At 60.6% G+C, this 23558-nt stretch carries 29 protein-coding genes; 16 read left to right on the top strand and 13 right to left on the bottom strand.

From position 1 onward, the window contains the following. Nucleotides 1-197 precede the first annotated feature (197 nt). The 3 genes from HU724_RS20175 (at nucleotide 198) to HU724_RS20165 (ending at nucleotide 2724) form a co-directional block, all read left to right on the top strand. Complete coding sequence (locus HU724_RS20175) at nucleotides 198-1619, top strand: MltF family protein (RefSeq protein WP_016770888.1); 1422 nt, start codon at nucleotides 198-200, stop codon at nucleotides 1617-1619. Nucleotides 1620-1732: 113 nt separating this feature from the next. Further along, a complete protein-coding gene (locus HU724_RS20170) occupies nucleotides 1733-2167 on the top strand; it encodes a DoxX family protein (RefSeq protein ID WP_133339411.1) in 435 nt (144 codons plus the stop codon). Between the two features lie 248 nt (nucleotides 2168-2415). Continuing rightward, nucleotides 2416-2724, top strand: a complete 309-nt coding sequence (locus HU724_RS20165) for a hypothetical protein (protein WP_016770886.1) — start codon at nucleotides 2416-2418, stop codon at nucleotides 2722-2724. Nucleotides 2725-2730: 6 nt separating this feature from the next. Here HU724_RS20165 and greB read toward each other — a convergent pair whose 3' ends face one another. From greB to HU724_RS20150, 3 genes are read right to left on the bottom strand one after another with little or no spacing between them, the layout of a single operon-like run. Next, nucleotides 2731-3228: a transcription elongation factor GreB gene (gene greB, locus HU724_RS20160; RefSeq protein ID WP_071173132.1), complete on the bottom strand. Its 498-nt coding sequence runs from the start codon at nucleotides 3226-3228 to the stop codon at nucleotides 2731-2733. 34 nt (nucleotides 3229-3262) lie between these two features. Further along, nucleotides 3263-5767, bottom strand: coding sequence for an ABC transporter permease (locus HU724_RS20155; RefSeq protein ID WP_186567864.1), 2505 nt, complete (start codon nucleotides 5765-5767; stop codon nucleotides 3263-3265). After that, a complete protein-coding gene (locus HU724_RS20150) occupies nucleotides 5767-6450 on the bottom strand; it encodes an ABC transporter ATP-binding protein (protein WP_016770883.1) in 684 nt (227 codons plus the stop codon). Before HU724_RS20150 ends, HU724_RS20155 begins: the two co-directional genes overlap by 1 nt. 10 nt (nucleotides 6451-6460) lie before the next feature. On the opposite strand from HU724_RS20150, the gene HU724_RS20145 reads away from it, so the two are divergent. From HU724_RS20145 to HU724_RS20135, 3 genes are all read left to right on the top strand, one after another. Then, nucleotides 6461-7066 (top strand): arylesterase, encoded by a 606-nt coding sequence (locus HU724_RS20145; RefSeq protein WP_186567865.1) that lies wholly within the window; start codon nucleotides 6461-6463, stop codon nucleotides 7064-7066. Nucleotides 7067-7123: 57 nt separating this feature from the next. Next, nucleotides 7124-7417, top strand: coding sequence for a hypothetical protein (locus HU724_RS20140; RefSeq protein WP_016770881.1), 294 nt, complete (start codon nucleotides 7124-7126; stop codon nucleotides 7415-7417). Nucleotides 7418-7612: 195 nt separating this feature from the next. Then, complete coding sequence (locus tag HU724_RS20135) at nucleotides 7613-8584, top strand: L,D-transpeptidase family protein (protein WP_024013783.1); 972 nt, start codon at nucleotides 7613-7615, stop codon at nucleotides 8582-8584. A 126-nt stretch (nucleotides 8585-8710) separates the two neighbouring features. Here the strand turns inward: HU724_RS20135 and oprI are convergent, their stop codons facing one another. Continuing rightward, nucleotides 8711-8962 (bottom strand): outer membrane lipoprotei OprI, encoded by a 252-nt coding sequence (gene oprI, locus HU724_RS20130; RefSeq protein WP_003183784.1) that lies wholly within the window; start codon nucleotides 8960-8962, stop codon nucleotides 8711-8713. A 334-nt stretch (nucleotides 8963-9296) separates the two neighbouring features. On the opposite strand from oprI, the gene HU724_RS20125 reads away from it, so the two are divergent. Beyond that, nucleotides 9297-9563 (top strand): hypothetical protein, encoded by a 267-nt coding sequence (locus HU724_RS20125; RefSeq protein ID WP_186567867.1) that lies wholly within the window; start codon nucleotides 9297-9299, stop codon nucleotides 9561-9563. A 37-nt stretch (nucleotides 9564-9600) separates the two neighbouring features. Further along, the gene (locus HU724_RS20120) at nucleotides 9601-9882 is read left to right on the top strand and encodes a GNAT family N-acetyltransferase (RefSeq protein WP_016770879.1); all 282 of its coding nucleotides are present in this window, start codon (nucleotides 9601-9603) and stop codon (nucleotides 9880-9882) included. Between the two features lie 60 nt (nucleotides 9883-9942). On the opposite strand, the gene HU724_RS20115 is transcribed toward HU724_RS20120, so the two are convergent. Then, nucleotides 9943-11019 carry a 3-deoxy-7-phosphoheptulonate synthase gene (locus tag HU724_RS20115; protein WP_016770878.1) on the bottom strand — a complete coding sequence of 359 codons (1077 nt, stop codon included), beginning with the start codon at nucleotides 11017-11019 and terminating at the stop codon, nucleotides 9943-9945. A gap of 129 nt (nucleotides 11020-11148) precedes the next feature. Next, nucleotides 11149-11592 carry a PilZ domain-containing protein gene (locus tag HU724_RS20110; protein ID WP_024013780.1) on the bottom strand — a complete coding sequence of 148 codons (444 nt, stop codon included), beginning with the start codon at nucleotides 11590-11592 and terminating at the stop codon, nucleotides 11149-11151. Here HU724_RS20110 and HU724_RS20105 point away from each other — a divergent pair. The 5 genes from HU724_RS20105 to cysB all read left to right on the top strand — a co-directional run bounded on the left by HU724_RS20105 (nucleotide 11591) and on the right by cysB (nucleotide 15547). Beyond that, nucleotides 11591-11977, top strand: coding sequence for a thioredoxin family protein (locus HU724_RS20105; RefSeq protein ID WP_186567869.1), 387 nt, complete (start codon nucleotides 11591-11593; stop codon nucleotides 11975-11977). The two genes, HU724_RS20110 and HU724_RS20105, sit on opposite strands and share 2 nt — an antisense overlap. Next, the gene (locus HU724_RS20100; RefSeq protein WP_186567871.1) at nucleotides 11974-12930 is read left to right on the top strand and encodes a putative 2-dehydropantoate 2-reductase; all 957 of its coding nucleotides are present in this window, start codon (nucleotides 11974-11976) and stop codon (nucleotides 12928-12930) included. Before HU724_RS20105 ends, HU724_RS20100 begins: the two co-directional genes overlap by 4 nt. 22 nt (nucleotides 12931-12952) lie before the next feature. After that, on the top strand, nucleotides 12953-13858 hold the full coding sequence (locus HU724_RS20095; protein WP_039759920.1) for a 5'-nucleotidase: 906 nt from the start codon (nucleotides 12953-12955) through the stop codon (nucleotides 13856-13858). A gap of 97 nt (nucleotides 13859-13955) precedes the next feature. Further along, complete coding sequence (locus HU724_RS20090) at nucleotides 13956-14459, top strand: universal stress protein (RefSeq protein WP_016770874.1); 504 nt, start codon at nucleotides 13956-13958, stop codon at nucleotides 14457-14459. A 113-nt stretch (nucleotides 14460-14572) separates the two neighbouring features. Next, entirely contained in the window at nucleotides 14573-15547 is a 975-nt protein-coding gene (gene cysB, locus HU724_RS20085) for an HTH-type transcriptional regulator CysB (protein ID WP_016770873.1), read from the top strand. A 9-nt stretch (nucleotides 15548-15556) separates the two neighbouring features. Here the strand turns inward: cysB and HU724_RS20080 are convergent, their stop codons facing one another. Continuing rightward, nucleotides 15557-16039, bottom strand: coding sequence for a GreA/GreB family elongation factor (locus HU724_RS20080; protein ID WP_024013776.1), 483 nt, complete (start codon nucleotides 16037-16039; stop codon nucleotides 15557-15559). 2 nt (nucleotides 16040-16041) lie between these two features. After that, nucleotides 16042-16458, bottom strand: a complete 417-nt coding sequence (locus HU724_RS20075; RefSeq protein WP_056788478.1) for a hypothetical protein — start codon at nucleotides 16456-16458, stop codon at nucleotides 16042-16044. A gap of 125 nt (nucleotides 16459-16583) precedes the next feature. Between HU724_RS20075 and earP the strand changes: the two genes are divergently transcribed. Beyond that, nucleotides 16584-17726, top strand: a complete 1143-nt coding sequence (gene earP, locus HU724_RS20070) for an elongation factor P maturation arginine rhamnosyltransferase EarP (protein ID WP_186567873.1) — start codon at nucleotides 16584-16586, stop codon at nucleotides 17724-17726. 48 nt (nucleotides 17727-17774) lie between these two features. Further along, nucleotides 17775-18344 carry an elongation factor P gene (locus tag HU724_RS20065; RefSeq protein WP_003226785.1) on the top strand — a complete coding sequence of 190 codons (570 nt, stop codon included), beginning with the start codon at nucleotides 17775-17777 and terminating at the stop codon, nucleotides 18342-18344. A 178-nt stretch (nucleotides 18345-18522) separates the two neighbouring features. On the opposite strand, the gene HU724_RS20060 is transcribed toward HU724_RS20065, so the two are convergent. The 4 genes from HU724_RS20060 to HU724_RS20045 form a co-directional block, all read right to left on the bottom strand. After that, nucleotides 18523-19533, bottom strand: coding sequence for an alpha/beta hydrolase (locus tag HU724_RS20060; protein ID WP_024013773.1), 1011 nt, complete (start codon nucleotides 19531-19533; stop codon nucleotides 18523-18525). A gap of 37 nt (nucleotides 19534-19570) precedes the next feature. Beyond that, nucleotides 19571-19990 carry an organic hydroperoxide resistance protein gene (locus tag HU724_RS20055; RefSeq protein WP_007940002.1) on the bottom strand — a complete coding sequence of 140 codons (420 nt, stop codon included), beginning with the start codon at nucleotides 19988-19990 and terminating at the stop codon, nucleotides 19571-19573. 328 nt (nucleotides 19991-20318) lie between these two features. Further along, nucleotides 20319-20774, bottom strand: a complete 456-nt coding sequence (locus tag HU724_RS20050) for a MarR family winged helix-turn-helix transcriptional regulator (protein WP_073472431.1) — start codon at nucleotides 20772-20774, stop codon at nucleotides 20319-20321. A 76-nt stretch (nucleotides 20775-20850) separates the two neighbouring features. Beyond that, nucleotides 20851-21807, bottom strand: a complete 957-nt coding sequence (locus tag HU724_RS20045) for a LysR family transcriptional regulator (protein WP_016770867.1) — start codon at nucleotides 21805-21807, stop codon at nucleotides 20851-20853. Nucleotides 21808-21918: 111 nt separating this feature from the next. Here HU724_RS20045 and HU724_RS20040 point away from each other — a divergent pair, with 111 nt between their 5' ends. Then, a complete protein-coding gene (locus HU724_RS20040) occupies nucleotides 21919-22665 on the top strand; it encodes a sulfite exporter TauE/SafE family protein (RefSeq protein WP_189691427.1) in 747 nt (248 codons plus the stop codon). On the opposite strand, the gene HU724_RS20035 is transcribed toward HU724_RS20040, so the two are convergent. Then, on the bottom strand, nucleotides 22655-23509 hold the full coding sequence (locus HU724_RS20035; protein ID WP_174823892.1) for a LysR substrate-binding domain-containing protein: 855 nt from the start codon (nucleotides 23507-23509) through the stop codon (nucleotides 22655-22657). The two genes, HU724_RS20040 and HU724_RS20035, sit on opposite strands and share 11 nt — an antisense overlap. Nucleotides 23510-23558 lie beyond the last annotated feature (49 nt).

Below are 23558 nucleotides of genomic sequence, written 5' to 3'. Positions count from 1 at the left end.
AGCTGTAGATTTATAAGAAAAGCCAAGAACTACAAAGACTTATGGCTGTCTGTTGAGGCCGCGAAGAACTCCGGGGTGGCGACGATGCCATCACTGTGCCAGTCTCTCGCACTTTACCAGCGCTCAGAGCGCTCTGTTTTCGTCGGTGATGTCGTCTTTTTTGCGACGAATCGCCCCGTATTCTTTTCGGAGAGTGGATGCATCGTCCCTCGGTTCTGCTGCTGTTGTGTGCTGCGTTGCTGCTGCCGATGACGGCGGTCGCGCGCCTGCCCGGGCCGCTGCAAGCCGTGCCGGCGAGCAAGGTTCGCGACCTCTCGGACATTCGCAGCAGCCGCGTGTTGCGGGTGTTGGTCAATCAGAGCCGCAACAGCTCCGGCGAGGTCCAGGGCCAAGCCATCGGTGTCGAGTACCACCGACTGCGCGCGTTCGAGCAATACCTCAATGGCCATGCTCGTGACGGCCAGGAAGTCACCCTCAAGATCATTCCCAAAGCCAAGGATCAATTGCTCGGCGCCTTGCAGCGCGGCGAAGGCGATATGGTCGCGCCCGGTGAATTGCTCGATCTGCCATCTGGCTACGCGGTGGCCAGCAGTGAGCCGATTGCCAGCAACGTGCCGCTGGTGCTGGTCGGCATCAAGGGTCAGCGCCGTTACACCAAGGTCGAGCAACTGTCCGGCAAAACCCTGGCGCTGCCCACCGGTAGTGCGGCGGGGGAGGTGGTCAGTCAGCTCAATCAGAAACTGGCGCTGCACAAACTCGCGCCGATCAACATCGAATGGGTCGATCCGACGCTGGCGGTCGAAGATGTGCTGGAAATGGTCCAGGGCGGCATTTTCCACCTGACCATTGTCGAGCAACCAATTGCCGAGCGCTGGGGCAAGATCCTGCCGAAGCTGCGCCTTGATCGGCAACTGAGCCTCGGCGAGCCGGGCGAGGAGCATTGGTTCGTGCGTCGCGATGCATCGATGTTGCGCGCGAGCATCGATCGCTTCCTCACCGGTTACAAGAAACCGTCGGACGAAGACGCGGCGTTCCTGCGCATCTATCGGCGCCTGTATCAGGTGCACAATCCGCTGGCCAAGGCCGATCGCCAGCGTCTGGAAAAACTCCGTCCGACCCTGCAGAAGCACGCCGACGCGCAGAACATGGACTGGCTCAATCTGGCGGCGCTGGCGTTCAAGGAATCGCGTCTGCAGCCCAACGCTCGCAGCGGCAGCGGCCCGACCGGGCTGATGCAGATCACCCCGTCCGCCGCGCAGCGGGTCGGCGTGAGCAATATTCAGAATCTCGATGCGAATGTGCAGGCCGGCGCCAAGTACCTGGCGATGATCCGCCGCAAATTCTTCAGCAGCCCGAAACTCAACGAGCGTGAGCGCATGGCCTTCACCCTCGCCGCGTACAACATCGGCCCCGAGCGCGTGCAGGGCATGCGCGCCGAAGCCCGCCGCCGTGGCCTCAATCCCAACCAGTGGTTCTTCCAGGTCGAGCGCATTGCCATGGAGCAGGTGGGGATGGGCGCCGTCAGCTATGTTAATAGCGTGAACAAGTATTACCTGGCATTCGACCGGGAGCGTGAATCGCTCGAGCCCCGGCAGCAGAAAGTGGTCACACGGAAATAATCTAAAAATTCGATTGTTATGGCGAAATCTTTGCGCTTTAAACATGAAATAAACTGATTAATATAGCGACCAACCCAAACACACAAACACTTCTGCACAACAAGGAATGCACCATGAGCTCTCTGATCAACAAGGTTCTGTTCACCCGCGCCGGTTACGGCCTGACTGTCCTGCGCATTGCTGTCGGCGTGATCTTCGCCGCCCACGGTTCGCAGAAACTCTTTGGTCTGTTCGGTGGTTACGGCCTGGCCGGCACCGCGCAATGGATGGAAAGCATCGGCCTGACCCCGGGCTATCTGATGGCCGCGCTGGCAGGTGGTACCGAGTTCTTCGCCGGTCTGGCGCTGATCATCGGCCTGCTGGTACGCCCGGCGGCACTGGGTCTGGCGTTCCTCTCGCTGGTGGCGATCTTCTCGGTGCACATCGGCAACGGTCTGTTCATGGCCAACAACGGTTATGAGTTTGCTCTGGCTCTGCTGGCTGGCAGCATCGCGGTACTGATCGAAGGTGCCGGCAAGCTCTCGGCGGATCGCGCCATCGCCGGTTGAAGGCTCTGGCTCAAGGCAAAGGCCCGCATTGCGCGGGCCTTTTTTGTTGCGGGGGATTCTTGACACTGATCGGTCACGTTCTCTAGGATGTTGCCCATGCGCCGATTTAAACAGCTACTTGCGGGGCGCCAGGTGACTTCTACAGTTACCGTCAGAAGCCGGAACAGGGCTTCGAAATACCGCTAAAGCGCTGGTTCGGTGTTGCCTCTCACCTGCCATGCAGACTTTTGAGGCAGAGACACGACACGATGAACGCACTACGCCCTCCAGCACGTCCCGCGCCGATCACGGCACATGTCACCCAGCGCAACCCGAAAATCCTTCTTGGCGGCAAACACCAGCCGACGCTGTTGCGTTATCTCGATGGCTGGCCACGTCGCAGCGGCGGTCCTGCCGCGTTCCTGATCCAGTTTGTCGATGACGGCGAGTCGCTGGCGCGTTTCGCCACCGACAGCTTTGATCTGGCGGTGATTCAGGCGCCGAGCGCAGACGATGCGCCGGAGATGATCAAGCAACTCACCCGCGTTGCACGGCAGGGCCTGATCACTCGGCGCTGATCAGACTTACGGGTATTCAATCGCAACGATGTAAACGAACTGCTCGCCGGTCGGCGTCTGCACCCGCACTTCCGCGTCGAGTGCCTTGCCGATCAGCGCGCGGGCCAGCGGCGAGTCGATGCTGATCAAACCCTGTTTGAGGTCCAGTTCATCGGGGCCGACGATGCGGTAGCGCGATTGCTTGCCGTCTTCGTCTTCGATGGTTACCCAGGCGCCGAAATAGACCTTGTTCGGGTCGCTGGGTTTTTCGCTGACCACCTTGAGCGCTTCCAGGCGTTTGGTGAGAAAACGCACGCGACTGTCGATTTCCCGCAGCATCTTTTTGCCGTAGGTGTACTCGGCGTTTTCCGAACGATCGCCCTGCGCCGCCGCTTCACTCACCGCCTGGGTGACCTGCGGGCGACGTACATGCCACAACTCATGGAATTCGGCGCGCATCCGCGCTTCACCCTCGGGGGTGATCAGCGCGGTGCCGGCGGTGCGGGGAGGGCGATAACGACTCATGGCGACTTCTTGTGATTAAGACCGCGTGAGTCTATCAACCCTCGCGCAACACTGTCAGTGGGCTGGCATTCAGCGCGCGCCGCGTGCCGAACACACCGGCGCCACCAATCAGCGCGGCGCCAATCAGCGGCAGCACCAGCAGCCATGGATGCGGATGCCATGGCAGATCAAAGGCGAAGCGGTACAGCACCAGACTGACCACCTCCGAACCGATCGCCGCGAGCAAGCCGCTTACCGCGCCCAACAAGCCGAATTCGATACGCCGCGCCTTGATCAGCAACTGCCGCTCGGCACCCAGCGCGCGCAACAGCGCCCCTTGGCGAATGCGTTCATCCAGCGTCGCTTGCAGACCGGAGAACAGCACCGCCATCCCCGCAGCCAGAACAAACAACAACACATATTCCACCGCCAGGGTGACCTGAGCGAGGATGCTGCGCAGCTGTTCGAGCAACGCTTCGACCTGCAGGATGGTCACCGCCGGGAAGGTCCGCGACAACTCGACAATCTGCTGATCATGCCCCGGCGCCAGATAGAAACTGGTCAGGTAGGTCGCCGGCAGATCCTTCAAGGTGCCGGGCTGGAAGATCATGAAGAAGTTCGGCTGGAAATTGTCCCAGTTGATCTCGCGCAGGCTGGTGACCTTCGCTTCGCGATTGACCCCGCCGACGCTGAACACCATGTGATCGCCGAGTTTGAGTTTCAGGCTTTCGGCCACCTTGCCTTCCACCGAAACCCCCGGCACGTCGCCGGACGGCTGGCCGCTCCACCACGAGCCGGCGGTGAGCTTGTTGCCGGCCGGCAGATCCGCCGCCCAGGTCAGGCTCAAGTCACGCTGGATGGCGCGGTCGCCGGCCGAGTCCTTGCTGACAATCTGTTGTACCGCTTCGCCATTGATGCTGATCAACCGACCCGGCACCACTGGATACAACGGCGCCGCTTGCGCCGACACCTTGATCAGGTGATCGGCGAAAGCCTGTTTGTCCGCCGGGAGGATATTCAGCGCGAAGTAGTTCGGCGCGTTTTTCGGTAGCTGGTTTTGCCAAGTGTCGAGCAGTTCGCCGCGCAGCAGTGCGATCAGCGCCATCGACAGCAGGATCAGACCGAACGCCAGCGACTGCCCGGCCGCCGCCAATGGATGCCGCAACAACTGGCCAAGGCCCAGACGCCATGGCAACGAAGCGCGGGCGAGCATGCGGCGCAGGCTTTGCAGCAGCAACAACAGCAGGCCGCCCAGCACCAGCGCGGCGACCACGCCGCCGCCAAGCAGGGCGAAGGTCAGCAGCAGGTCGAGGCTCAGACGCCACATGATCAGGCCCAGCGCACCCAGCGCCGCGCCGTAGACCATCCATGTGCTCGAGGGGATCGGCAGCATATCGCGGCGCAACACCCGCAGCGGCGGCACGCGACCCAGTGCAGCCAAAGGCGGCAAGGCAAAACCGGCCAGCGCCACCAGTCCGGTGCCAATTCCGGCCATCGCCGGAAACAGCCCGCCCGGTGGCACGTCACTTGGCAGCAAATCATGCAGCAGGGCGAACAGCCCCAGTTGCGCCAGCCAGCCGAGCAGGGCGCCACTGATGGCGGCAATCAGGCCGAGCACGGTCAGTTGCAGGCTGAACAGCACCATGGTTTCCCGGCGCGACAAGCCGAGGCAGCGCAGCAAGGCACTGGCGTCGAAACGCCGACTGGCGAAACGGTTCGCCGACAACGCCACGGCTACGCCAGCCAGCAATACCGCAACCAGACTGGCCATGTTCAGGTAGCGCTCGGCCTTGCCCAGCGCGCCGCCAATCTGTCGGTTGCCATCACGGGCATCCTGGATTCGCTGATTGGCAGCGAGGCCTGGTTTGATCAATTCACGATAGGTTTCCAGCGTCTGCGGTTCACCGCGCCACAGTTCTCGATAGCTTACCCGGCTGCCCGGTTGCACCACGCCGGTGGCGGCGAGGTCGTCAAGATTGATCAGCACCCGTGGCGTCAGGCTGTAGAAGTTGCCAGCGCGATCCGGCTCGTAGGTCAGCACGCGGGTCAGCTTCAAGGTCTTCATGCCGACGTCGATGTTGTCGCCGATCTTCAGATCCAGCGCGGTCAGCAGACGCGCCTCGACCCAGGCTTCACCGGGTTGCGGTTCGCCGCCGACTTCTTCCTGGGCAAAGGGTGCGGGCGCGCTCTTCAGCTCGCCACGCAGTGGATAGGCACGGTCGACAGCTTTGATGCTCGACAGCTGAATGCCGTTGTCGGTGGCAATGACGCTGGAAAACTCCACCACTTGCGCATGATTCAGGCGCAGTTCGGTGCCGCTGCGGATTTGCTCCTCGCGGGCCGGCGAGCTGCCTTCAAGGACCAGATCGGCACCCAGAAACTCGGTAGCGCGCAGCATCATCGCGCCATTGAGGCGGGCGCCGAAATAGCCGATCGCGGTGCTCGCCGCGACGGCCACCACCAGCGCAAAGAACAACACGCGCAACTCACCGGCGCGGGCATCGCGCATGAGCTGGCGCAGGGCAAGGCTGAACAGACGCAACAGCGGCAGACGTGCCATCAAGGCTCCAGAGGGGCGACCAGCAGCCCGGCTTCAAGACGGATCAGGCGCCGGCAGCGATGGGCCAGGCGTTCGTCGTGGGTCACCAGCACCAGGGTGGTGCCGCGTTCCTTGTTCAATTCGAACAGCAAGTCGCTGATGCGCTCGCCGGTGTGGCTGTCGAGGTTGCCGGTCGGCTCGTCGGCGAACAGCACGTCCGGTTCGGCCGCGAAGGCGCGGGCGATGGCCACGCGCTGCTGTTCACCGCCGGAGAGCTGGCGCGGCGAGTGGGTCAGGCGCTGCCCGAGGCCGACGCGCTGAAGCAATTGCGTGGCGCGCTCGCGGGCATCTTTGCGGCCGTCGAGCTCAAGCGGGAGCATGACGTTCTCCAGCGCATTCAGGCTGTCGAGCAACTGAAATGACTGGAAGACAAACCCGACGTGCTCGGCACGGATTCGTGCGCGCTGGTCTTCGTCGAGATTGCTCAGGCCCTGGCCGGCGAGGGTGACTTCGCCGCTGCTCGGCAGGTCGAGACCGGCGAGCAGGCCGAGGAGGGTGGATTTGCCGGAACCGGACGCGCCGACGATGGCCAGGCTGTCGCCCTTGTTCAGTTCCAGGCTGAGTTCGTGCAGGATAGTCAGTTCACCTTCCGCGCTAGGGACCACTTTGCTGAGGTTCTTCGCGGTGAGAATGCTTGCGCCCATGGAGAATCCGATGCGTGTATGGTTTTTGAGTGCTGGCCTGGCCTTGATGTGCATGGCCCAGAACGCAGCGGCGGGTACTGTCCTGATCGTTGGCGATAGTATCAGCGCCGGTTTCGGCCTGGATACCCGTCTGGGGTGGGTCTCGCTGCTTGAGCAGCGGCTCAAACAGGAGGGTTTCGACGATAAAGTGGTCAACGCCTCGATCAGTGGCGACACCAGTGCCGGAGGCCAGGCGCGGCTGCCGGCGCTGCTTGCAGAGCATAAGCCGGAGTTGGTGATCCTCGAGCTGGGTGGCAATGACGGCCTGCGCGGGATGCCGCCAGCGCAATTGCAACGAAATCTTTCCTCGATGATCGACAGCTCGCGGCAGAGCGGCGCGAAAGTGCTGCTGCTCGGCATGCAGTTGCCACCCAATTATGGCAAGCGCTACACCGATTCGTTCGCCGAGGTTTACGGCAAGCTCGCCGAAGAGAAAAACATCCCGTTGGTGCCGTTTTTTCTCGAAGGTGTCGGTGGTCATCCGGAGCTGATGCAGGCCGACGGTCTGCACCCGGCGGCCGGGGCTCAGGGCAAGTTGCTGGAAAATGTCTGGCCGACGCTAAAACCGCTGTTATGAGGCTTTTCTAGTGGCAGGCTTTCGGCTAATGTGGCGCCCCCTAATTTGGAGCCCCCGATGCCGCGTCCTGCCTGGTCCCTGTTTGCCTACCAACTGATCGAGCCTGACGAGCAGCTGGATCTGTTCGCCTGCCAGGAAGTGCGGGTGCATCTGGTGACGCGTCAGCTGGAACTCGGTGGCTCGGCCGATCGCACGCTGTGCGGCACTCTGCTGCCGGCGCAACCGCGCTGGTCGAATGTTGATCGCCGGGTGTTCCAGGATCAGCGTCTGTGCTCGCTGTGCCGGGCGATTCTCGAATCGCAGAAGCGCGGCACCTCGCCGATCTGGCCCGAGCTTCGATTCGAACTTTAAGATCAAAAGATCGCAGCCTCGTTGCACTCGTCAGCTCCTACAGGGAATGCGTTGCAAATGTAGGAGCTGACGAGTGCAACGAGGCTGCGATCTTTCAGGGCGCGACACGGTCTATCGGCGTGTCTCCCGAATCCCCAGGCCGCGGTGTACAATCGCGCCCTTATACCCTTGATGATCATGCGAAGGATTTTCCGGATGTTGCCGCGCTTTCCTGCCGTCACCCGCTGCCTGTCACTTGCCGCCCTGTGTGTGGCCGGTCCCGTTGCTGCATTGGAGCTTCCCCTGCCACCACCCGGCGAGGACATCGTCGGCCAGGTGCAGGTGATCAAAGCCAAGTACGAAGACACCTTCGCCGACCTGGGCACCACCTACGATCTGGGCTATTCGGAAATGGTTGCGGCCAACCCGGGCATCGATGCCTGGCTGCCGGGCGCCGGTACCGAGATCGTCCTGCCGACGCGTTTCATCCTGCCGCCGGGCCCGCGTGAAGGCATCGTCATCAACCTTGCCGAATACCGTCTTTATTACTACCCGAAAGGCCGCGACGTGGTGTACACCTTCCCGCTGGGCATCGGCCGTGAAGGCTGGGGCTCGCCGATCGCGCACACTTCGATCATCGCCAAGACGCCGAACCCGACGTGGACGCCTCCGGCTTCGATCAAGGCCGAACACGCCGCTGACGGTGATCCGCTGCCGAATGTGGTGCCGGCCGGTCCTGATAACCCGCTGGGGCCGTTCAAGTTCACCCTCGGCACACCGGGCTACCTGATCCACGGTTCGAACAAGAAGTTCGGCATCGGCATGCGCACCAGCCACGGCTGCTTCCGCATGTTCAACAACAACGTGCTGGAAATGGCCGGCATGGTCCCGGTCGGCACCTCGGTGCGCATCATCAACGACCCGTACAAGTTCGGTCGCAGTGGCGGCAAGGTCTATCTGGAAGCGCACACGCCGCTCGACGACAAGGGCAACCCGTCGGTGGTCGACAAGCACACCGCGGTGATCAACGCGATGCTCAAGCGTGAAGACATCACCAGCAACCTGCGCATGAACTGGGATGTGGTGCGTGATGTGGTTGCGGCCGAAGACGGCCTGCCGGTTGAGATCGCCGTGCCGAATACCTCGGCGCCAATGGTCAGCAGTGCACCGATCGATCTGCAGCAATAAGCATTGATCGGAAACCCGCCGAGGCGTGCAGCGTCGGTGGGTTTTTTATTGCCCGGAGAAAAGCACCGGGCACAAAAAAGCCGACCCGGAAAACCGGATCGGCTCGATAACAATCCCGAGGGATTATTACTTGCGGCTAGCTTTTTCCAGCATGCGCAGAGCACGCTCGTTAGCTTCGTCAGCAGTCTGTTGTGCTTTTTGAGCAGCAGCCAGAGCTTCATCAGCTTTACGGTAAGCTTCGTCTGCACGAGCCTGGGAGCGAGCAGCTGCGTCTTCAGTAGCGGTCAGACGTGCTTCGGTTTCTTTCGATGCGCTGCTGCAACCGGTAGCCAGAACTGCGGCCAGAGCCAGAGCAGAGAATTTCAGAACGTTGTTCATCGTGTTCCCCTTCAAGGACTTTCAAATTAAGTGGCTGTCTCCTCACGATTGAGGAAATAGCCGGCGTACATACTACCCATTACTTGTAGTAAGTAAACTGACGTAGCGCAAGAAGCAAAAAAAATTGTAGGCGTTGATTCTTTTTCGAGCAACTTTTAACTGCGCTGTATAAAAAATATCCAGCTGCAAGCCCCGGCGTGAGCGACTCAAACGGAAAAAGTTCCCACCGTCGCATGCTGTTTTTGCGACTTCGGCTAAAGTCTTTCTAAATGAATTCGTCCACACTTTTGTTCAGGTTCTGCGAAGCGCTTCGCGTATCTTTGTTGATGTTCAGGTGACTTTAAAAAAGCTTGCACGTCTTAAGTCTCAACATTCCGGCAATGTTCAGGCAAGCGGCGCGCAAAGAGGGTCTGCGACCGAACCTGCGAGCATCGAAGCCTTTGCCCCCAAACCGTCCGATGACGAGCGTACCTTGAGCATTTTCGCCAATGGTGCCTACTATTCAGCAGGTGTCAGATTGCGCGAGATCGGTGTGGCTCTTCTCAGTGTCCATCAGGCACGGGGTGGCGTAGATGTTCCTTCGCCGGAAAAACATCGGTAAGGTAGGGGTCACAATTCAAGACCCGCGAGGAGTAGTGATGAGCGAGGCGTTGTCCATCCACCATGACCAGGCTGGTCATCAATTCGAGACCACTGTGGACGGTCATCGTGCTTACCTGACCTACATGGATCTGGGCAAGCAGACCCTGGATATCTACCGCACCTTCGTGCCTAATGCCCTGCGCGGCCGTGGCATTGCCGCAGCGCTGACTGAACGCGCGCTGCAATACGCCGAAGAAATGGGCTACACGGTGATCCCGTCTTGCTCCTACGTCGAGCGCTACATGGAACGCCATCAGCGTCGCGCCGCGAAGATCTGAATCGCACACACAAAAACGCCGGACAATGTCCGGCGTTTTTTTATGCCCGTAAAACGCAGCTTACGTGCGCTGACGCTTCGGCAATACGTCCTTGAGCTTGGCGTGCATGCTGCGCAAGGTGTTTTCGGTAGCGGACCAATCGATGCAGGCATCGGTGATCGACACGCCGTATTGCAGGTCGGCGAGGTCTTTCGGAATCGCCTGGCAGCCCCAGTTCAGGTGGCTTTCGACCATCAGGCCGATGATCGACTGGTTACCCTCGAGGATCTGGTTGGCGACGTTTTCCATCACCAGCGGTTGCAGGGCCGGGTCCTTGTTGGAGTTGGCGTGGCTGCAATCGACCATGATGTTCGGCTTGATCTTCGCTTTGTTCAGCGCCTGCTCGCACAGGGCCACGCTGACCGAATCATAGTTCGGCTTGCCGTTACCGCCACGCAGCACCACGTGACCGTAGGCGTTGCCTTTGGTGGTGACGATCGACACGCCACCTTCCTGGTTGATGCCGAGGAAACGGTGCGGGCTGGACACCGACTGCAAGGCGTTGATCGCCACGGTCAGGCCGCCGTCGGTGCCGTTCTTGAAGCCGACCGCCGAGGAGAGGCCGGAAGCCATTTCGCGGTGAGTCTGCGATTCGGTGGTACGCGCGCCGATGGCCGACCAGCTGATCAGATCCTGCAGATACTGCGGGGAGATCGGGTCGAGGGCTTCGGTGGCAGTCGGCAGGCCTTTCTCGGCCAGGTCGAGCAGCAACTGACGACCGATGTGCAGACCGTCCTGGATCTTGAACGAGTCGTCCAGATACGGATCGTTGATCAGACCTTTCCAGCCGACGGTGGTGCGCGGCTTCTCGAAATACACGCGCATGACCAGATACAGGGTGTCGGAGACTTCCTCGGCGAGCACCTTGAGGCGATCGGCGTATTCGTGGGCAGCCTTGATGTCGTGAATCGAGCACGGGCCGATCACGACGAACAGACGGTGGTCGGTGCCATCGAGAATGTTGCGAATGACTTCGCGGCCCTTGGTGACGGTGCGCAGGGCGGCGTCGCTCAGGGGGATATCACGCTTGAGCTGATCGGGAGTGATCAGGGTCTCGTTAGAGGCGACGTTTAGGTCGTTGATCGGTAAATCAGCCATCGTTTACTCGTCAGGTCACGGGTGCCGGCCGCCAGCGATCCCCGCGCGGCGGAGCACAGCAGATTTAGCGCGTCGGGGGAGCCGAACCTTAGCGCGTCAGAGGCGGCTCGACAATGGGCAAACCGTGCTTTAGTCCAGCGCTGGCTGCGCAAAAGCCTTGCGCAGGTTGTCGTGGGAGAACTCTTCGGCGTGCTCCTCGACCCATTGCAGGGCCAGCGCCTGACTATCCTGCAGATCGTCGTGGCTGTCCTGCATGCGCGAATAGCGTTCGATCTGACACACCTGCTCACCCATTCGCGCGCTGAACAGGGTCTGTTCGTCAGTGAAGGCAATGCCCACCAGATAGCCTTTTTTACGCCGCAGACACCAGGCCACATAGCCCGGATAACAGAAGTCGGCATTCAGCGTCGGCATGCGTACTTGCAGCGCAGTGCCATGGCGCCAGGCGCGGTGGTAATTGCAAGCGATGCCGCCGAGGCTGATAGTGTGCAGCTGTTGTCTGGAAATGCATTCAGGCTTGAGTAACGTCAATTCAACCGGCACTTCGTCCGGATGAGGAATGAAACGTCCCATGAGCACAGACTCCCTGTGTCGGCCATCTGACATTGTTTCCCCCAGTATAGTGGTCGAATCCGAGCTGACCGACTTCGACGCCGACCAGCGGCTGCTGGCGATGCGCGGGGTTTCTCTGGTGATCTTCACCAGCGTCGGCTGTGCCAGTTGTCGTTATGCCCGCGAGGTGTTGCCGGGATTGCCGCTGGCGATCGATCGGCTGTGCTGGATCGACGCCGGCAACAATGGCGGCCTGGTCGAGCGTTATCAGGTGTTTCATTTGCCGGCGCTGTTTGTGGTGTGCGACGGCGAGTTCTTTGGCGCAGTGCACACTCGTCTGACGGTTGATGAGCTCAACCAGGCAGTGGCACAGGCGCTGGGTCGAATTGCAGAGGAGTTGCCATGAGCGAGACAGTCAGCAAACCGGTGGTGGGGATTATCGGCACCGGTGCAATCGGCGGGTTCTACGGGGTGATGCTGGCGCGTGCCGGGTTTGAGGTGCACTTTTTGTTGCGCAGCGAATTTTCCGCCGTGGCTGAGCGCGGTTTGCAGATCAACAGTGCGGTGCATGGGCCGTTGACGCTGCATCCGGTCAATGCCTATTCCGCTGCCGAAGACATGCCGCCCTGTGACTGGCTGCTGGTCGGCACCAAGACCACCAGCAACGCCGGTCTGGCCCCGGCGATCATTCAGGCCTCCAAACCTGACGCAAAAGTGCTGTTGCTGCAGAACGGTCTGGATGTCGAAGACAGCCTGCGGCCGCTGTTGCCGGATTCGCTGCATCTGCTCGGTGGTCTGTGCCTGATCTGCGTGCACCGCGAGGGGCCGGGGCAGATTACCCATCAGGCCCTTGGCGCGGTGAATGTCGGTTATCACAGCGGCTCGGCCATTGATGAAGTAGCGCGCATGGCGATCGTCGAGGAGGGCGCCGGACTGTTCCGTGCCGCCGGCATCGACTCGCAGGCGATGGCCAACCTGCATCAGGCGCGCTGGCAGAAACTGGTGTGGAATATTCCCTATAACGGACTTTCGGTATTGCTCGGCGCGGGAACCGAAGCGCTGATGGCTGATGCTGACAGCCGCGTGTCGATTCAGGCGTTGATGGCGGAAGTGGTGCAGGGCGCCCGGGCCTGTGGATACGAGATCCCGCCCGGTTACGCCGAATACCTGTTCACCATGACGGAAAAAATGCCCGATTACTGGCCGAGCATGTACCACGACTTTGCATACAAGCGTCCGCTGGAGCTGGAGGCGATCTACGCCCGGCCACTGGCGGCGGCGAAAGCGGCGGGGTGCGAGTTGCCGCGCATCGAGGCGTTGTATCGCCATTTGGGTTTTATCGACCGACGCAATACCTGAGTCGGTTGTTCTGGGGGAAGGCATGGCCAATAACATCGATGACAAACTGGTGCTGGCGATTTCCTCGCGGGCCTTGTTCGACCTGAGCGAAAGCCACAAGGTCTACCTGTCGAGCGGCGTCGAAGCCTATCGGCAATATCAGATCGAGCACGAAGACGAAATCCTCGCGCCGGGCGATGCGTTCCCTCTGGTGGAAAAACTCCTGAGCTTGAACAGTCGCCTCGGCCGCGCGCGGGTCGAGGTGATTCTGGTTTCCCGTAACAGCGCCGACACCGGGCTGCGCGTGTTCAACTCGATTCATCATTACGGTCTGGCGATTTCTCGTGCGGCGTTCGTCGGCGGGCGCAGTCCGTATCCGTATCTGAAAGCGTTTGGCTGCGACCTCTTTCTCTCGACCCACGCCGAAGACGTGCGTGCGGCGCTGGACGCCGGGTTCGCCGCCGCGACGATTCTGTCCGGAGGCGCGAGCCGCGCGGCCAGTGATGAATTGCGTATCGCCTTTGACGGTGACGCGGTGATCTTTTCCGACGAGTCCGAGCGCGTTTATCAGTCCGGCGGCCTGGAAGCGTTTCAGGCCAAGGAACGCGAATCGGCACGCGAGCCATTGCGTGGTGGGCCGTTCAAGGGCTTTCTGGCAGCGCTCAATCTGTTGCAGCGCGAGTTTCCCGATGACGATTGCCCGATCCGCACGGCGCTGGTGACCGCGCGTTCGGCGCCGGCCCATGAGCGGGTGATCCGCACCTTGCGGGAATGGGATATTCGCCTCGATGAGTCGCTGTTTCTCGGTGGTCTGACCAAATCGGCGTTCCTCGAAGCCTTCGCCGCCGACGTGTTCTTCGATGACCAGACCGGCCATTGCGAACTGGCTCGCGAAGTGGTCGCCACCGGCCACGTGCCCCATGGCATCAGCAACGAACCGTCGATCTAGAGCCTTTTCATTCAGGACGTTGCGTCGCACGTCGTACTCGCCAAGGCACTGCTAAGCTGAATCAATCTCCGCCATCGTTGGCTCGCGAGGAGGTCCCATGATTCGCTCAATGCTGTATGCCACCGACCTCGGTCTGTACGCACCGTTCGTGATGCAGCATGCCCTGGCCTTGGCGCGCACCTTCAATGCCGATCTGTATGTAGTACACGCGGTGGAACCCATGGGCCTGTTTGCCGAGTCGGTGCTGCAAAGCTATCTCGACGAACAGGCATTGAACGAATTCCATAGTCAGGGTCTGAAAACAGTCATCGCCAATATCGAACAACGGGTGCTCGACAGCTTTCGTGAAGAACTGGGGGACGACGGCGAACAGGATCTGCAGCGCATTCGCGCGGTGCGCGTGCTGCAGGGTGATCCGTCGCAGGTGATTCTCGACCAGGTGCACAAGCTCTCGGTCGATCTGCTGATCGTCGGCAGTCACAGCCATGGCGTCGGCGCGGAAACGCCGTTGGGGCGCACGGCGGCGCGGGTCCTGCAGTTGGCCAAGGTGCCGGTCTATCTGGTGCCGCTGATGGAACGCCGGCGGCGTGAGGATCGCTGAAGCAGGAATAATGGCGTTTTGATAAAAAAGTTCTAGATTTATTCTTCGAACCATTAATATAGTTATATACCGTCGCTGATGCCCGTGGCGTCTACCTGCTTTGAGGGATTGATATGAAGCTTCAACAACTGCGCTACATCTGGGAAGTGGCGCACCACGACCTCAACGTTTCCGCTACCGCTCAAAGCCTGTACACCTCGCAACCGGGCATCAGTAAGCAGATCCGCCTGCTGGAAGACGAGCTGGGCGTCGAAGTCTTCGCCCGCAGCGGCAAGCACCTGACCCGCGTCACCCCGGCCGGCGAGCGCATCATCACCACCGCTGGCGAGATCCTGCGCAAAGTCGAAAGCATCAAGCAGATTGCCCAGGAATTCTCCAACGAGAAAAAGGGCACCCTGTCGATCGCCACCACCCACACCCAGGCACGTTACGCGCTGCCGCCGGTGATCAGCAATTTCATCAAGCAATACCCGGACGTGGCGCTGCACATGCATCAGGGCTCGCCGATGCAGATCGCCGAAATGGCCGCTGACGGCACCGTCGATTTCGCCATTGCCACTGAAGCGCTGGAGCTGTTCGGTGATCTGGTGATGATGCCGTGCTACCGCTGGAACCGCTGCGTGGTCGTACCCCACGGCCACCCGCTGACCAAGCTGCCGAAGCTGACCCTCGAAGCGCTGGCCGAATATCCGATTGTTACTTACGTGTTCGGTTTCACCGGCCGTTCCAAGCTCGACGAAGCCTTCAGCCATCGTGGCCTGACGCCGAAAGTGGTGTTCACCGCTGCTGACGCCGACGTGATCAAAACCTACGTGCGTCTGGGTCTGGGCGTAGGCATCGTGGCTAAGATGGCCGTCGATACCAAGCTCGATAACGACCTGGTGGTGCTGGATGCCAGCGAACTGTTCGAGTCGAGCATCACCAAGATCGGTTTCCGTCGTGGCACCTTCCTGCGTGGCTTCATGTGCGACTTCATCGAGAAATTCGCCCCGCACCTGACCCGCGAAGTCATGGCCAAGGCCATTCAGTGCCACAACAAGCAAGAGCTCGAAGAGCTGTTCGACGGCGTCGAACTGCCCGTTCACTAAGCACCCGCTTCAGAGCACCTCGGTGACAGCAAATTGTTGCCGGGTGCCCGCCACCAGAATCTCCACCTCATCGCCCGCGAACTTGCCCAGCAGACTTTTGCCCAGCGGCGAGCGTGGGGTGATGACGGTGATCGGCTGACCGACCACGTCGACTTTCAGCCCCGCCGCATCCGGCGCCAGAAACAGCCATTGCTCGCGACCCTTTTCGTCCTCCAGACCGAGCAGGGCGCCGACTTCAATGCCGCGATTTTCATCGTAGGCACGCAACGTCAGGTTCTGACACAGCGCCAGTGACTGACGGATTTCCTCAACCCGCTTCGCCTGACCCGCCGCCAGATACGACGCCTCCAGCCCCAGCGTGTCGTATTTGTTTTCGGCGATATTTTCTTCGTGGGTCGCGGTTTCGTAAGCGGTTTGCGCGGCGCGCTCGGCGATGTCGAGGTCGATGCGCAGCTTGTCGAGAATCAACTGGTGGACGCTGTGTTTGTTCATGATCAATCGCAGAATTGCAAAACGTTGGCGCGGCTCTTTTCGGTCGGCGCGGTCTGGTCCTGCTGCAGCCAGAACTGGCATTTCGGATTGGACGCGTTACGCGAATTGGCGCGCGCCTGATCCAGTCGGGCCTGCTGTTCATTCTTGCGCAGGTTTTCTTCGTACTGTTGGAACAGCGGACTTTGCGGCGGAATGTCAGGCTGAACCTGCACGGGCGCCACAGCCGGGGGATTGACGCGCTGCTGTACCGCTTGCGCGACAGGGGCCAGTTGCTCGGGAAAGATAAAGCGCGAAAGCAGCCAGCAGGTCAGCGCAATCGCCAGGAACCCCAGCCACAGGCCCAGCGCAATGCTGCCGGTCAGATGCAGCGCGCTAAGCTGAACAGGCAAGGGACGACGCGGATTGGGACGGTAGGGCATGGCGGCCTCCTGGCGGATGGTTGCGGGCAAGCGGCGATTGTCGCACGAAGATTAATCGCCGTCGGCTCTTCTGCGCGAGCGCATTTATGCGGACAATCGAGGTTTTTTGCCAACGGGAGAACGGCATGCCTGAAGCGAAACCCCGCTGGGACATATTCTGCACCGTGGTCGATAACTTCGGTGACATCGGCGTGACCTGGCGCCTGGCCCGGCAGCTGGTGGCCGAGCATGCCTTGCCGGTGCGCCTGTGGGTGGATGATCTGCGCGCGTTCGAGCGCCTCTGTCCTGAGATCGATGTCGATGTTGTGCAGCAATGGCAGCAGGGCGTCGAGGTGCGTCAGTGGCCGAGCGAATGGCTGCACGCCGAGGCGGCCGACGTAGTCATCGCCGCCTTCGCCTGTCAGTTGCCCACTGATTACATGGACAGCATGGCCGCACGGGAAACGCCACCGCTGTGGCTCAACCTCGATTATCTCAGCGCCGAAGACTGGGTCACCGGCTGCCACGGCTTGCCGTCGGTAAAATACAAAACGGTGCAGAAGTTCTTTTTCTTTCCAGGCTTCAAACCGGGCACCGGTGGCCTGCTGCGCGAACGCGGACTGCTCGAACAGCGTCGGCAGTTTCAGCAGGATCGGCCGGCCCAGCGACATTTCCTGCAAGCCTTGGGTATCGATCCTGCTCCGGACGCGCAACTGATCTCGCTGTTTGCTTATGAAAACCCCGGGTTGGCCAGTTGGCTGGACGTGCTGGCGGCCGATGCACAGGCGACTCACCTGCTGGTGCCGGAAGGGCGGATTCTCGGCGATGTGGCGCGCTGGCTAAATGTGGAAACCCTGACGGTCGGCGCGATTCATGTGCGCGAGTCCCTGACCGTGCAAGTGCTGCCGTTCGTCCGTCAGGACCAGTACGACCATCTGCTCTGGTGCTGCGATTTCAACGCGGTGCGCGGTGAAGATTCATTCGTTCGCGCGCAATGGGCGGGGCGGCCGATGCTCTGGCACATCTATCAGCAGGACGATGACATCCATCTGGACAAGCTCGATGCTTTTCTCGCGCTCTACACTCACGGCCTTCCGCCCGCTGCGGCGCAGGCGATGAACGGTCTGTGGCGAGCGTGGAGTGCCGGTCAACCGATCGGCGAGCACTGGCTGGCGGTGCGAAATCATTGGCCGGAACTCGAGAAAAACGCCGAGGCATGGTGTCTGGAACAGGCCTTGCAGGCGGATCTTGCCACGGCGCTGGTACAGTTTTATGTAAATTGGATATGATACGCGGCCTAGATTTTTGTAAATCCCATCCAAATTCGGATATTCGCAATGAAAACTGGTAAAGAACTCAAACCCGGTACCGTGATCCGTATCGACAACGATCCTTGGCTGGTTCAGAAAGCTGAATTCACCAAGTCGGGCCGTAACAGCGCGATCATGAAGACCAAGCTGAAGAACCTGCTGACCGGTTACAAGACCGAAACCGTTTACGGTGCGGACGACAAACTGGACGACGTGATCCTGGATCGTAAAGAAGCCACCCTGTCGTTCATCAGCGGTGACACCTACACGTTCATGGACACCACTGACTACACCATGTACGAGCTGAACGCCGAAGACATCGAAAGCGTTCTGCCTTTCGTTGAAGAAGGCATGACCGACGTTTGCGAAGCCGTGTTCTTCGAAGAGCGCCTGGTTTCCGTAGAGCTGCCGACCACCATCGTGCGTCAGGTTGACTACACCGAAGGCTCCGCTCGCGGTGACACTTCCGGCAAGGTGATGAAGCCTGCCAAACTGAAGAACGGTACCGAGCTGTCGGTTGCCGACTTCATCGAAATCGGCGACATGATCGAGATCGATACCCGCGAAGGCGGTTCCTACAAAGGCCGTGCAAAATAAGCACTGTTTTTTGCGGAAAGAAAAAACCCGACCATTGAGTCGGGTTTTTTTGTGCCTGTAAGAAACACTCGGAACCCTGTGGGAGCGAGCCTGCTCGCGAATGCGGTGTGTCATTCAATGAAGCGCTGTCTGACGGGACGCTTTCGCGAGCAGGCTCACTCCCACAATGGGACGGTGGTTACTTCAAGTGTTGCTTCAGTTCTTCAGACGCCTGCAACATCGCCGAACGCACCGCCGGTACCTGGCTGACCACGTTGAGCAAACCGTAATCGTGAATCATGCCGTTGTAGCGCACCGACGTTACCGGAACCCCGGCCTCGTCGAGTTTGCGCGCATAGGCTTCGCCTTCATCGCGCAGCACGTCGGCGCTGGCAGTCTGCACCAGTGCAGGCGGCAGGCCTTTGAGCTGTGCGGTAGTAGCGCGCAGCGGTGACGCGTAGATCTCGTTGCGCTGTTTGGCGTCGGTGGTGTAGTTGTCCCAGAACCACTTCATCATGTTGCGGGTGAGGAAGTGCCCTTCGGCGTACTGGTTGTACGAACCGGTGTCAAAGTTGGCATCGGTCACCGGCCACAGCAGCACCTGGAATTTGATCGCCGGGGTGCCCTTGTCCTTGGCCATCAGCGCAACCACTGCGGCCATGTTGCCGCCGACGCTGTTGCCGGCCACGGCCAGGCGCTTGCCGTCGACATTGATCTCTTTACCGTGTTCCGCCACCCATTTGGTCGCAGCGTAGGCCTGGTTGATCGCCACCGGGTAATGCGCTTCCGGCGAAGGGGTGTAGTTGACGAACACCGCCGCCGCACCCGAACCGACCACCAGATCGCGTACCAGACGTTCGTGAGTCGGGAAGTCCCCCAGCACCCAGCCGCCGCCGTGGAAGAACATGAACACCGGCAGCTCACCCTTGACCCCGGCCGGCCGGACGATGGTCAGGCTCAGCGGTTGGCCATCGACCTGGATGGTCTTCTCGCTGACATCGGCTTTGGGCAACGTCAACTTGACCCCGGACTGCGCGCCGACCAGCACGGCGCGGGCATCCTTGGGCGACAGCTGCTCGATCGGCTTGCCGCTGCCTGAATTCAGCGCATCGAGGAATGCCTGGGTGTTGTGTTCGACATCACCGGCGAAAGCGCTGTGTACCGACAGGGCGAGAAGGGTACCGGTCAAGACTTTGCTGAAAGTGTTCATGTTCATTTTTCCTTGTTCGGGCCGGGGGCTTGAGTGATTACACGGTTACGTGCAGGCGCACATCAACGTTGCCACGGGTGGCGTTGGAGTACGGGCAGACCTGGTGAGCGGCGTCGACCAGCGACTGCGCGTCGGCTTGTTCCAGGCCCGGCAGGCTGATGTGCAAATCGATGTCCAGACCGAAACCGCCAGGGATCTGGCCGATGCCGACATGGGCGGTAATCGACGCGTCGTCAGGAATCTTGCGCTTGGTCTGGCTGGCGACGAATTTCAGTGCGCCGATGAAGCAGGCCGAGTAACCGGCAGCGAACAGTTGCTCAGGGTTGGTCGCCGCGCCGCCAGCACCGCCGAGTTCTTTCGGGGTGGCCAGTTTGACGTCGAGTACGTTGTCGCTGGAGATCGCACGACCGTCACGGCCGCCAGTGGAAGTTGCGATTGCGGTGTAGAGAGTTTGCATGGTGTGAGCCTCATTGGTTGTGGTGTTGCGCGCTAATTGTTTGCGCGCTAAGTAGGTGTGAAGAGAATGTATAGCGCTAATGTTTAGCGCGCAAGATAAATTTTTAATAAAAATCGCGTTTTGCTCAAGGGCATAGCGTGGAAGGGGCGGGTAAGGCTTGATTTAGAGCGCTTGACGAGGGAATGCAGGCGGGAAAAATATTTTTGTTGGCGCTGAAATCACTGTGGGAGCGAGCCTGCTCGCGAAGGCGGTGGAACATTCAACGACTCGCTGTCTGATCGGACGCTTTCGCGAGCAGGCTCGCTCCCACAGGGGAATGTAGCGGGGCTTAATTCAGGCTGTCTTGCAGATGTCCGCGCAGCGCTTGCAGCTCTGCCTGCAATTTCTGCAGACGTTCAAGGGTGAAGCCACTGGCGCCAAGGATGCACTGCGGCACGGTCTGCGCCTTGTCACGCAAGGCGCGGCCTGCTGCGGTCAGTTCGACAATCACCACCCGCTCATCTTCACGACTGCGGGTGCGGCTGAGCAGGCCTTCGGCTTCCAGACGCTTGAGCAATGGCGTCAGCGATCCCGGATCGGTCAGCAGGCGTGCGCTGATTTCTCCGACAGTCAGACCGTCCTTCTCCCACAACACCATCATCGCCAGATACTGCGGATAGGTCAGACCCAGCGCCTGCAACAGCGGCTTGTAGACCTTGGTCATCATCAGCGAGGTCGAGTGCAGGGCGAAGCACGCCTGATTGTCGAGCAGAAGGTCGTCGCAGTTGTCGCGTTCGCAAGTCATTGTCAAAGCCTTGATCGTTGATCGTTTTTTAATCTAGCGCTCGAATCTTTAAGGCGCCAGATAAATATGTCCGGCGTCAGTGCCGGGCGAATTGCCGTTGCAGCGCCAGATCCCATGGAGGCACCGGGCTGAAGCGGGTTTTCAGGTATTCCAGCAATAACCGACTGCGCGAATGGACCTGCTGTTCCATGCGCAGCGCGTAAATGCCGGTGGACTCCGGCGGCGGCAGGCCGTTTTCGCAGAACAGTGGCACCAGTTCGCCACGCAGCAAGTATTCGCTGGCCAGCCAGGTCGGCAGGTGTGCGACGCCCAGACCCGCCGCCGCGCCACACGCCAGAGCTTCGGCATTGTTGGCGCTCAGGCGTACCCGCGATGGCCGGTGCAGTTGCATTTGCCCGTCCACTTCGAATTTCCAGGCAAAGGGCGGCGCAAGGCCTTCCCAGTCGAGCCCGTCGTGTTCACTCAACTGCGCCGGATGCTCGGGCACGCCGCGCTGCTTGAGATAGTCAGGGCTGGCGCAGGCGACGCGGACCATGCTCGCCAATGGCGTGGCGACCAGGCGCGAGTCAGCCAATTGGCCGGTACGCAGCACCAGATCGACCTTGCCCAGGCTGCTGCCGGCCATGTCGCTGAAGCTGTCGATCAGGTGCATCTGCACATCCAGTCCCGGATACAGCAGGAGAAAATCGGCAATCACCGGCGCCAGATGCCGCCGCCCGAAGGCTGCTGGCGCATCGATGCGGATCAGGCCTTCCGGTGCGCTGCTCAATGACACCGCTTCGGCACGCGCCAGTTGCAACTCGGCGATGATCCGTCGCGCCCGTTCGGCAAAGGCCAGACCGGCCGAAGTCGGCAGCACGGCATGGGTGCTACGCACGAACAGCTGACTGCCGACGGCACTTTCCAGGCTATCGATGCGCCGCGCCACGGCGGATGGTGTCAGCGGATGACGGCGCGAAGCGGCAGAAAAGCTGCCACTCTCCAGCACATCGAGAAACAGGCCGAGCTGATCGGTCAATTGGTTGGGATTCATGGAAATCACGCTTGTGCAAAATCGGCATAGCCATTGTGCGTTGCTATGCGTTTCCCCGCTAGGCGTGAGTGCGTAGCATTGGCCGCCTGTCGTTAGAGGATTACCGTTGTGATGGATTTTCTGTTGTACCTGCTGTTCGGCGCCGCCCTGGGCACATTGGGCGGGATCTTTGGCATTGGCGGTGGCTTGATTGCGATTCCATTGCTTGGCGTGTGGTTTGGGCTTGATCAGCAGATCGCCCAAGGCACGGCGCTGGTGATGGTGGTACCGAACGTGATGCTGGCGCTGTGGCGTTATCACCAGCGTAATCGCATCGAATTGCGCCATGCGCTGCCGCTGGCAGTGATGGGTTTCTGCTTTGCCTGGCTTGGCTCGATCTGGGCGGTGGGCATCGATGCGCAGACCATGCGCATCGGATTTGTCGCCTTTCTGGTGGCGCTGTCGGCCTACAACCTGTTGAAGATGTTCGGTCCGCGCCCAGCGCCGACTGCCGAGATGCGCCATTCCTGGCCGTGGCTGGGCGTGCTCGGCGCTGCTTCCGGGACCATGGGCGGCTTGTTCGGCGTCGGCGGCGCGGTGGTGGCCACGCCAGTGTTGACCAGCCTGTTCGGCACCAGTCAAGTGGTTGCTCAAGGCTTGTCGCTGGCGCTGGCCCTGCCGAGCACTGGCGTAACCCTGGTGACCTATGCGGTGCACCACGAAGTCGACTGGATGATCGGCCTGCCTCTGGCGGTCGGAGGTCTGCTCAGCATCAGTTGGGGCGTGAAAGTTGCCCACGCCATGCCGGAAAAACTCCTGCGTGGGCTGTTCTGCGGTTTTCTGGTGCTGTGTGCGGTGATGCTCGCGTTTAAAGTTTGAAGCCCTCGACAATGTGTTCGGCCAGGCACTCGGTGATCGGCGACGGGTTGTTCAGATTGCGGATCAGCATGATGCTCGCCTCGGGCAGCAGCGGCAGGTCTTCGGCGGCGCCAAGGATGCGCATGTCCGGGGTGATCAGGCTTTCCAGTTGCGCGGTGATCGCCAGCCCCGCGCTGACTACCGCCATCAGCGCCGACAGGCTGCTGCTGTTGTAGGCGATGCGGTAATCGCGGCCCATCGCATCCAGCGCATTGCACGCCCACAGGCGGCAGAAACAATCACTGTTGAACATCGCCAGGGGCAGCGGCGTCTGTTCGTGGGCGCTGAAGTTCTGCGCCTCGGCCCAGACAAAGCGCTCCTTGCGCAGCAACTGGCCGATCTCGTTGCCCGGCTCACGGGTGACGATCGACAAGTCCAGATCAGTGCGCTGCAACAGTTGTTTGGTCGATTCGCAATGTACTTCGATCTGGATCAGCGGATAGAACTGCGCGAACCGCGACAGGATCCCCGGCAGAAAACGCATCACGTAATCATCCGGCGTACCGATGCGCACGGTGCCGACCATGTGCGGCTCGCGCAGGGTGTTGAACACTTCACTGTGCAGTTTGAGGATGCGCCGCGCGTAACCGAGCAGCACCTGGCCTTCAGCTGTCAGTCGCACCTGACGGCCATCGCGCTCGAACAGCTGGCGCTGCAACACGTCTTCTTCCAGGCGTTTCATCTGCATGCTCACCGCCGACTGGGTGCGGTTGACCATCTCGCCGGCACGGGTGAAACCGCCCTGATCGGCAATCGCGACAAAGGTGCGCAGGACATCGGTATCGATACTGGGGTAGGCGGACAATTGATGAATCTCCGTGATGCATGCCATCAGAAACATTCGTTGGATTGAT

It is taken from the genome of Pseudomonas iranensis, assembly GCF_014268585.2.
In the GTDB taxonomy this organism is placed as follows: domain Bacteria; phylum Pseudomonadota; class Gammaproteobacteria; order Pseudomonadales; family Pseudomonadaceae; genus Aquipseudomonas; species Aquipseudomonas iranensis.
The sequence above is the reverse complement of the archived record's forward strand: the minus strand, read 5'-3'. Positions and strand labels throughout refer to the sequence as shown.

Excerpts from the sequence above, each read along its gene's own strand:
- HU724_RS20175 (WP_016770888.1), top strand. The coding sequence starts at position 198 with ATGCATCGTCCCTCGGTTCTGCTGCTGTTGTGTGCTGCGTTGCTGCTG.
- HU724_RS20170 (WP_133339411.1), top strand. The coding sequence starts at position 1,733 with ATGAGCTCTCTGATCAACAAGGTTCTGTTCACCCGCGCCGGTTACGGC.
- HU724_RS20165 (WP_016770886.1), top strand. The coding sequence starts at position 2,416 with ATGAACGCACTACGCCCTCCAGCACGTCCCGCGCCGATCACGGCACAT.
- greB (WP_071173132.1), bottom strand. The coding sequence starts at position 3,228 with ATGAGTCGTTATCGCCCTCCCCGCACCGCCGGCACCGCGCTGATCACC.
- HU724_RS20155 (WP_186567864.1), bottom strand. The coding sequence starts at position 5,767 with ATGGCACGTCTGCCGCTGTTGCGTCTGTTCAGCCTTGCCCTGCGCCAG.
- HU724_RS20150 (WP_016770883.1), bottom strand. The coding sequence starts at position 6,450 with ATGGGCGCAAGCATTCTCACCGCGAAGAACCTCAGCAAAGTGGTCCCT.
- HU724_RS20145 (WP_186567865.1), top strand. The coding sequence starts at position 6,461 with ATGCGTGTATGGTTTTTGAGTGCTGGCCTGGCCTTGATGTGCATGGCC.
- HU724_RS20140 (WP_016770881.1), top strand. The coding sequence starts at position 7,124 with ATGCCGCGTCCTGCCTGGTCCCTGTTTGCCTACCAACTGATCGAGCCT.
- HU724_RS20135 (WP_024013783.1), top strand. The coding sequence starts at position 7,613 with ATGTTGCCGCGCTTTCCTGCCGTCACCCGCTGCCTGTCACTTGCCGCC.
- oprI (WP_003183784.1), bottom strand. The coding sequence starts at position 8,962 with ATGAACAACGTTCTGAAATTCTCTGCTCTGGCTCTGGCCGCAGTTCTG.
- HU724_RS20120 (WP_016770879.1), top strand. The coding sequence starts at position 9,601 with ATGAGCGAGGCGTTGTCCATCCACCATGACCAGGCTGGTCATCAATTC.
- HU724_RS20115 (WP_016770878.1), bottom strand. The coding sequence starts at position 11,019 with ATGGCTGATTTACCGATCAACGACCTAAACGTCGCCTCTAACGAGACC.
- HU724_RS20105 (WP_186567869.1), top strand. The coding sequence starts at position 11,591 with ATGAGCACAGACTCCCTGTGTCGGCCATCTGACATTGTTTCCCCCAGT.
- HU724_RS20110 (WP_024013780.1), bottom strand. The coding sequence starts at position 11,592 with ATGGGACGTTTCATTCCTCATCCGGACGAAGTGCCGGTTGAATTGACG.
- HU724_RS20100 (WP_186567871.1), top strand. The coding sequence starts at position 11,974 with ATGAGCGAGACAGTCAGCAAACCGGTGGTGGGGATTATCGGCACCGGT.
- HU724_RS20095 (WP_039759920.1), top strand. The coding sequence starts at position 12,953 with ATGGCCAATAACATCGATGACAAACTGGTGCTGGCGATTTCCTCGCGG.
- HU724_RS20090 (WP_016770874.1), top strand. The coding sequence starts at position 13,956 with ATGATTCGCTCAATGCTGTATGCCACCGACCTCGGTCTGTACGCACCG.
- cysB (WP_016770873.1), top strand. The coding sequence starts at position 14,573 with ATGAAGCTTCAACAACTGCGCTACATCTGGGAAGTGGCGCACCACGAC.
- HU724_RS20080 (WP_024013776.1), bottom strand. The coding sequence starts at position 16,039 with ATGAACAAACACAGCGTCCACCAGTTGATTCTCGACAAGCTGCGCATC.
- HU724_RS20075 (WP_056788478.1), bottom strand. The coding sequence starts at position 16,458 with ATGCCCTACCGTCCCAATCCGCGTCGTCCCTTGCCTGTTCAGCTTAGC.
- earP (WP_186567873.1), top strand. The coding sequence starts at position 16,584 with ATGCCTGAAGCGAAACCCCGCTGGGACATATTCTGCACCGTGGTCGAT.
- HU724_RS20065 (WP_003226785.1), top strand. The coding sequence starts at position 17,775 with ATGAAAACTGGTAAAGAACTCAAACCCGGTACCGTGATCCGTATCGAC.
- HU724_RS20060 (WP_024013773.1), bottom strand. The coding sequence starts at position 19,533 with ATGAACACTTTCAGCAAAGTCTTGACCGGTACCCTTCTCGCCCTGTCG.
- HU724_RS20055 (WP_007940002.1), bottom strand. The coding sequence starts at position 19,990 with ATGCAAACTCTCTACACCGCAATCGCAACTTCCACTGGCGGCCGTGAC.
- HU724_RS20050 (WP_073472431.1), bottom strand. The coding sequence starts at position 20,774 with ATGACTTGCGAACGCGACAACTGCGACGACCTTCTGCTCGACAATCAG.
- HU724_RS20045 (WP_016770867.1), bottom strand. The coding sequence starts at position 21,807 with ATGAATCCCAACCAATTGACCGATCAGCTCGGCCTGTTTCTCGATGTG.
- HU724_RS20040 (WP_189691427.1), top strand. The coding sequence starts at position 21,919 with ATGGATTTTCTGTTGTACCTGCTGTTCGGCGCCGCCCTGGGCACATTG.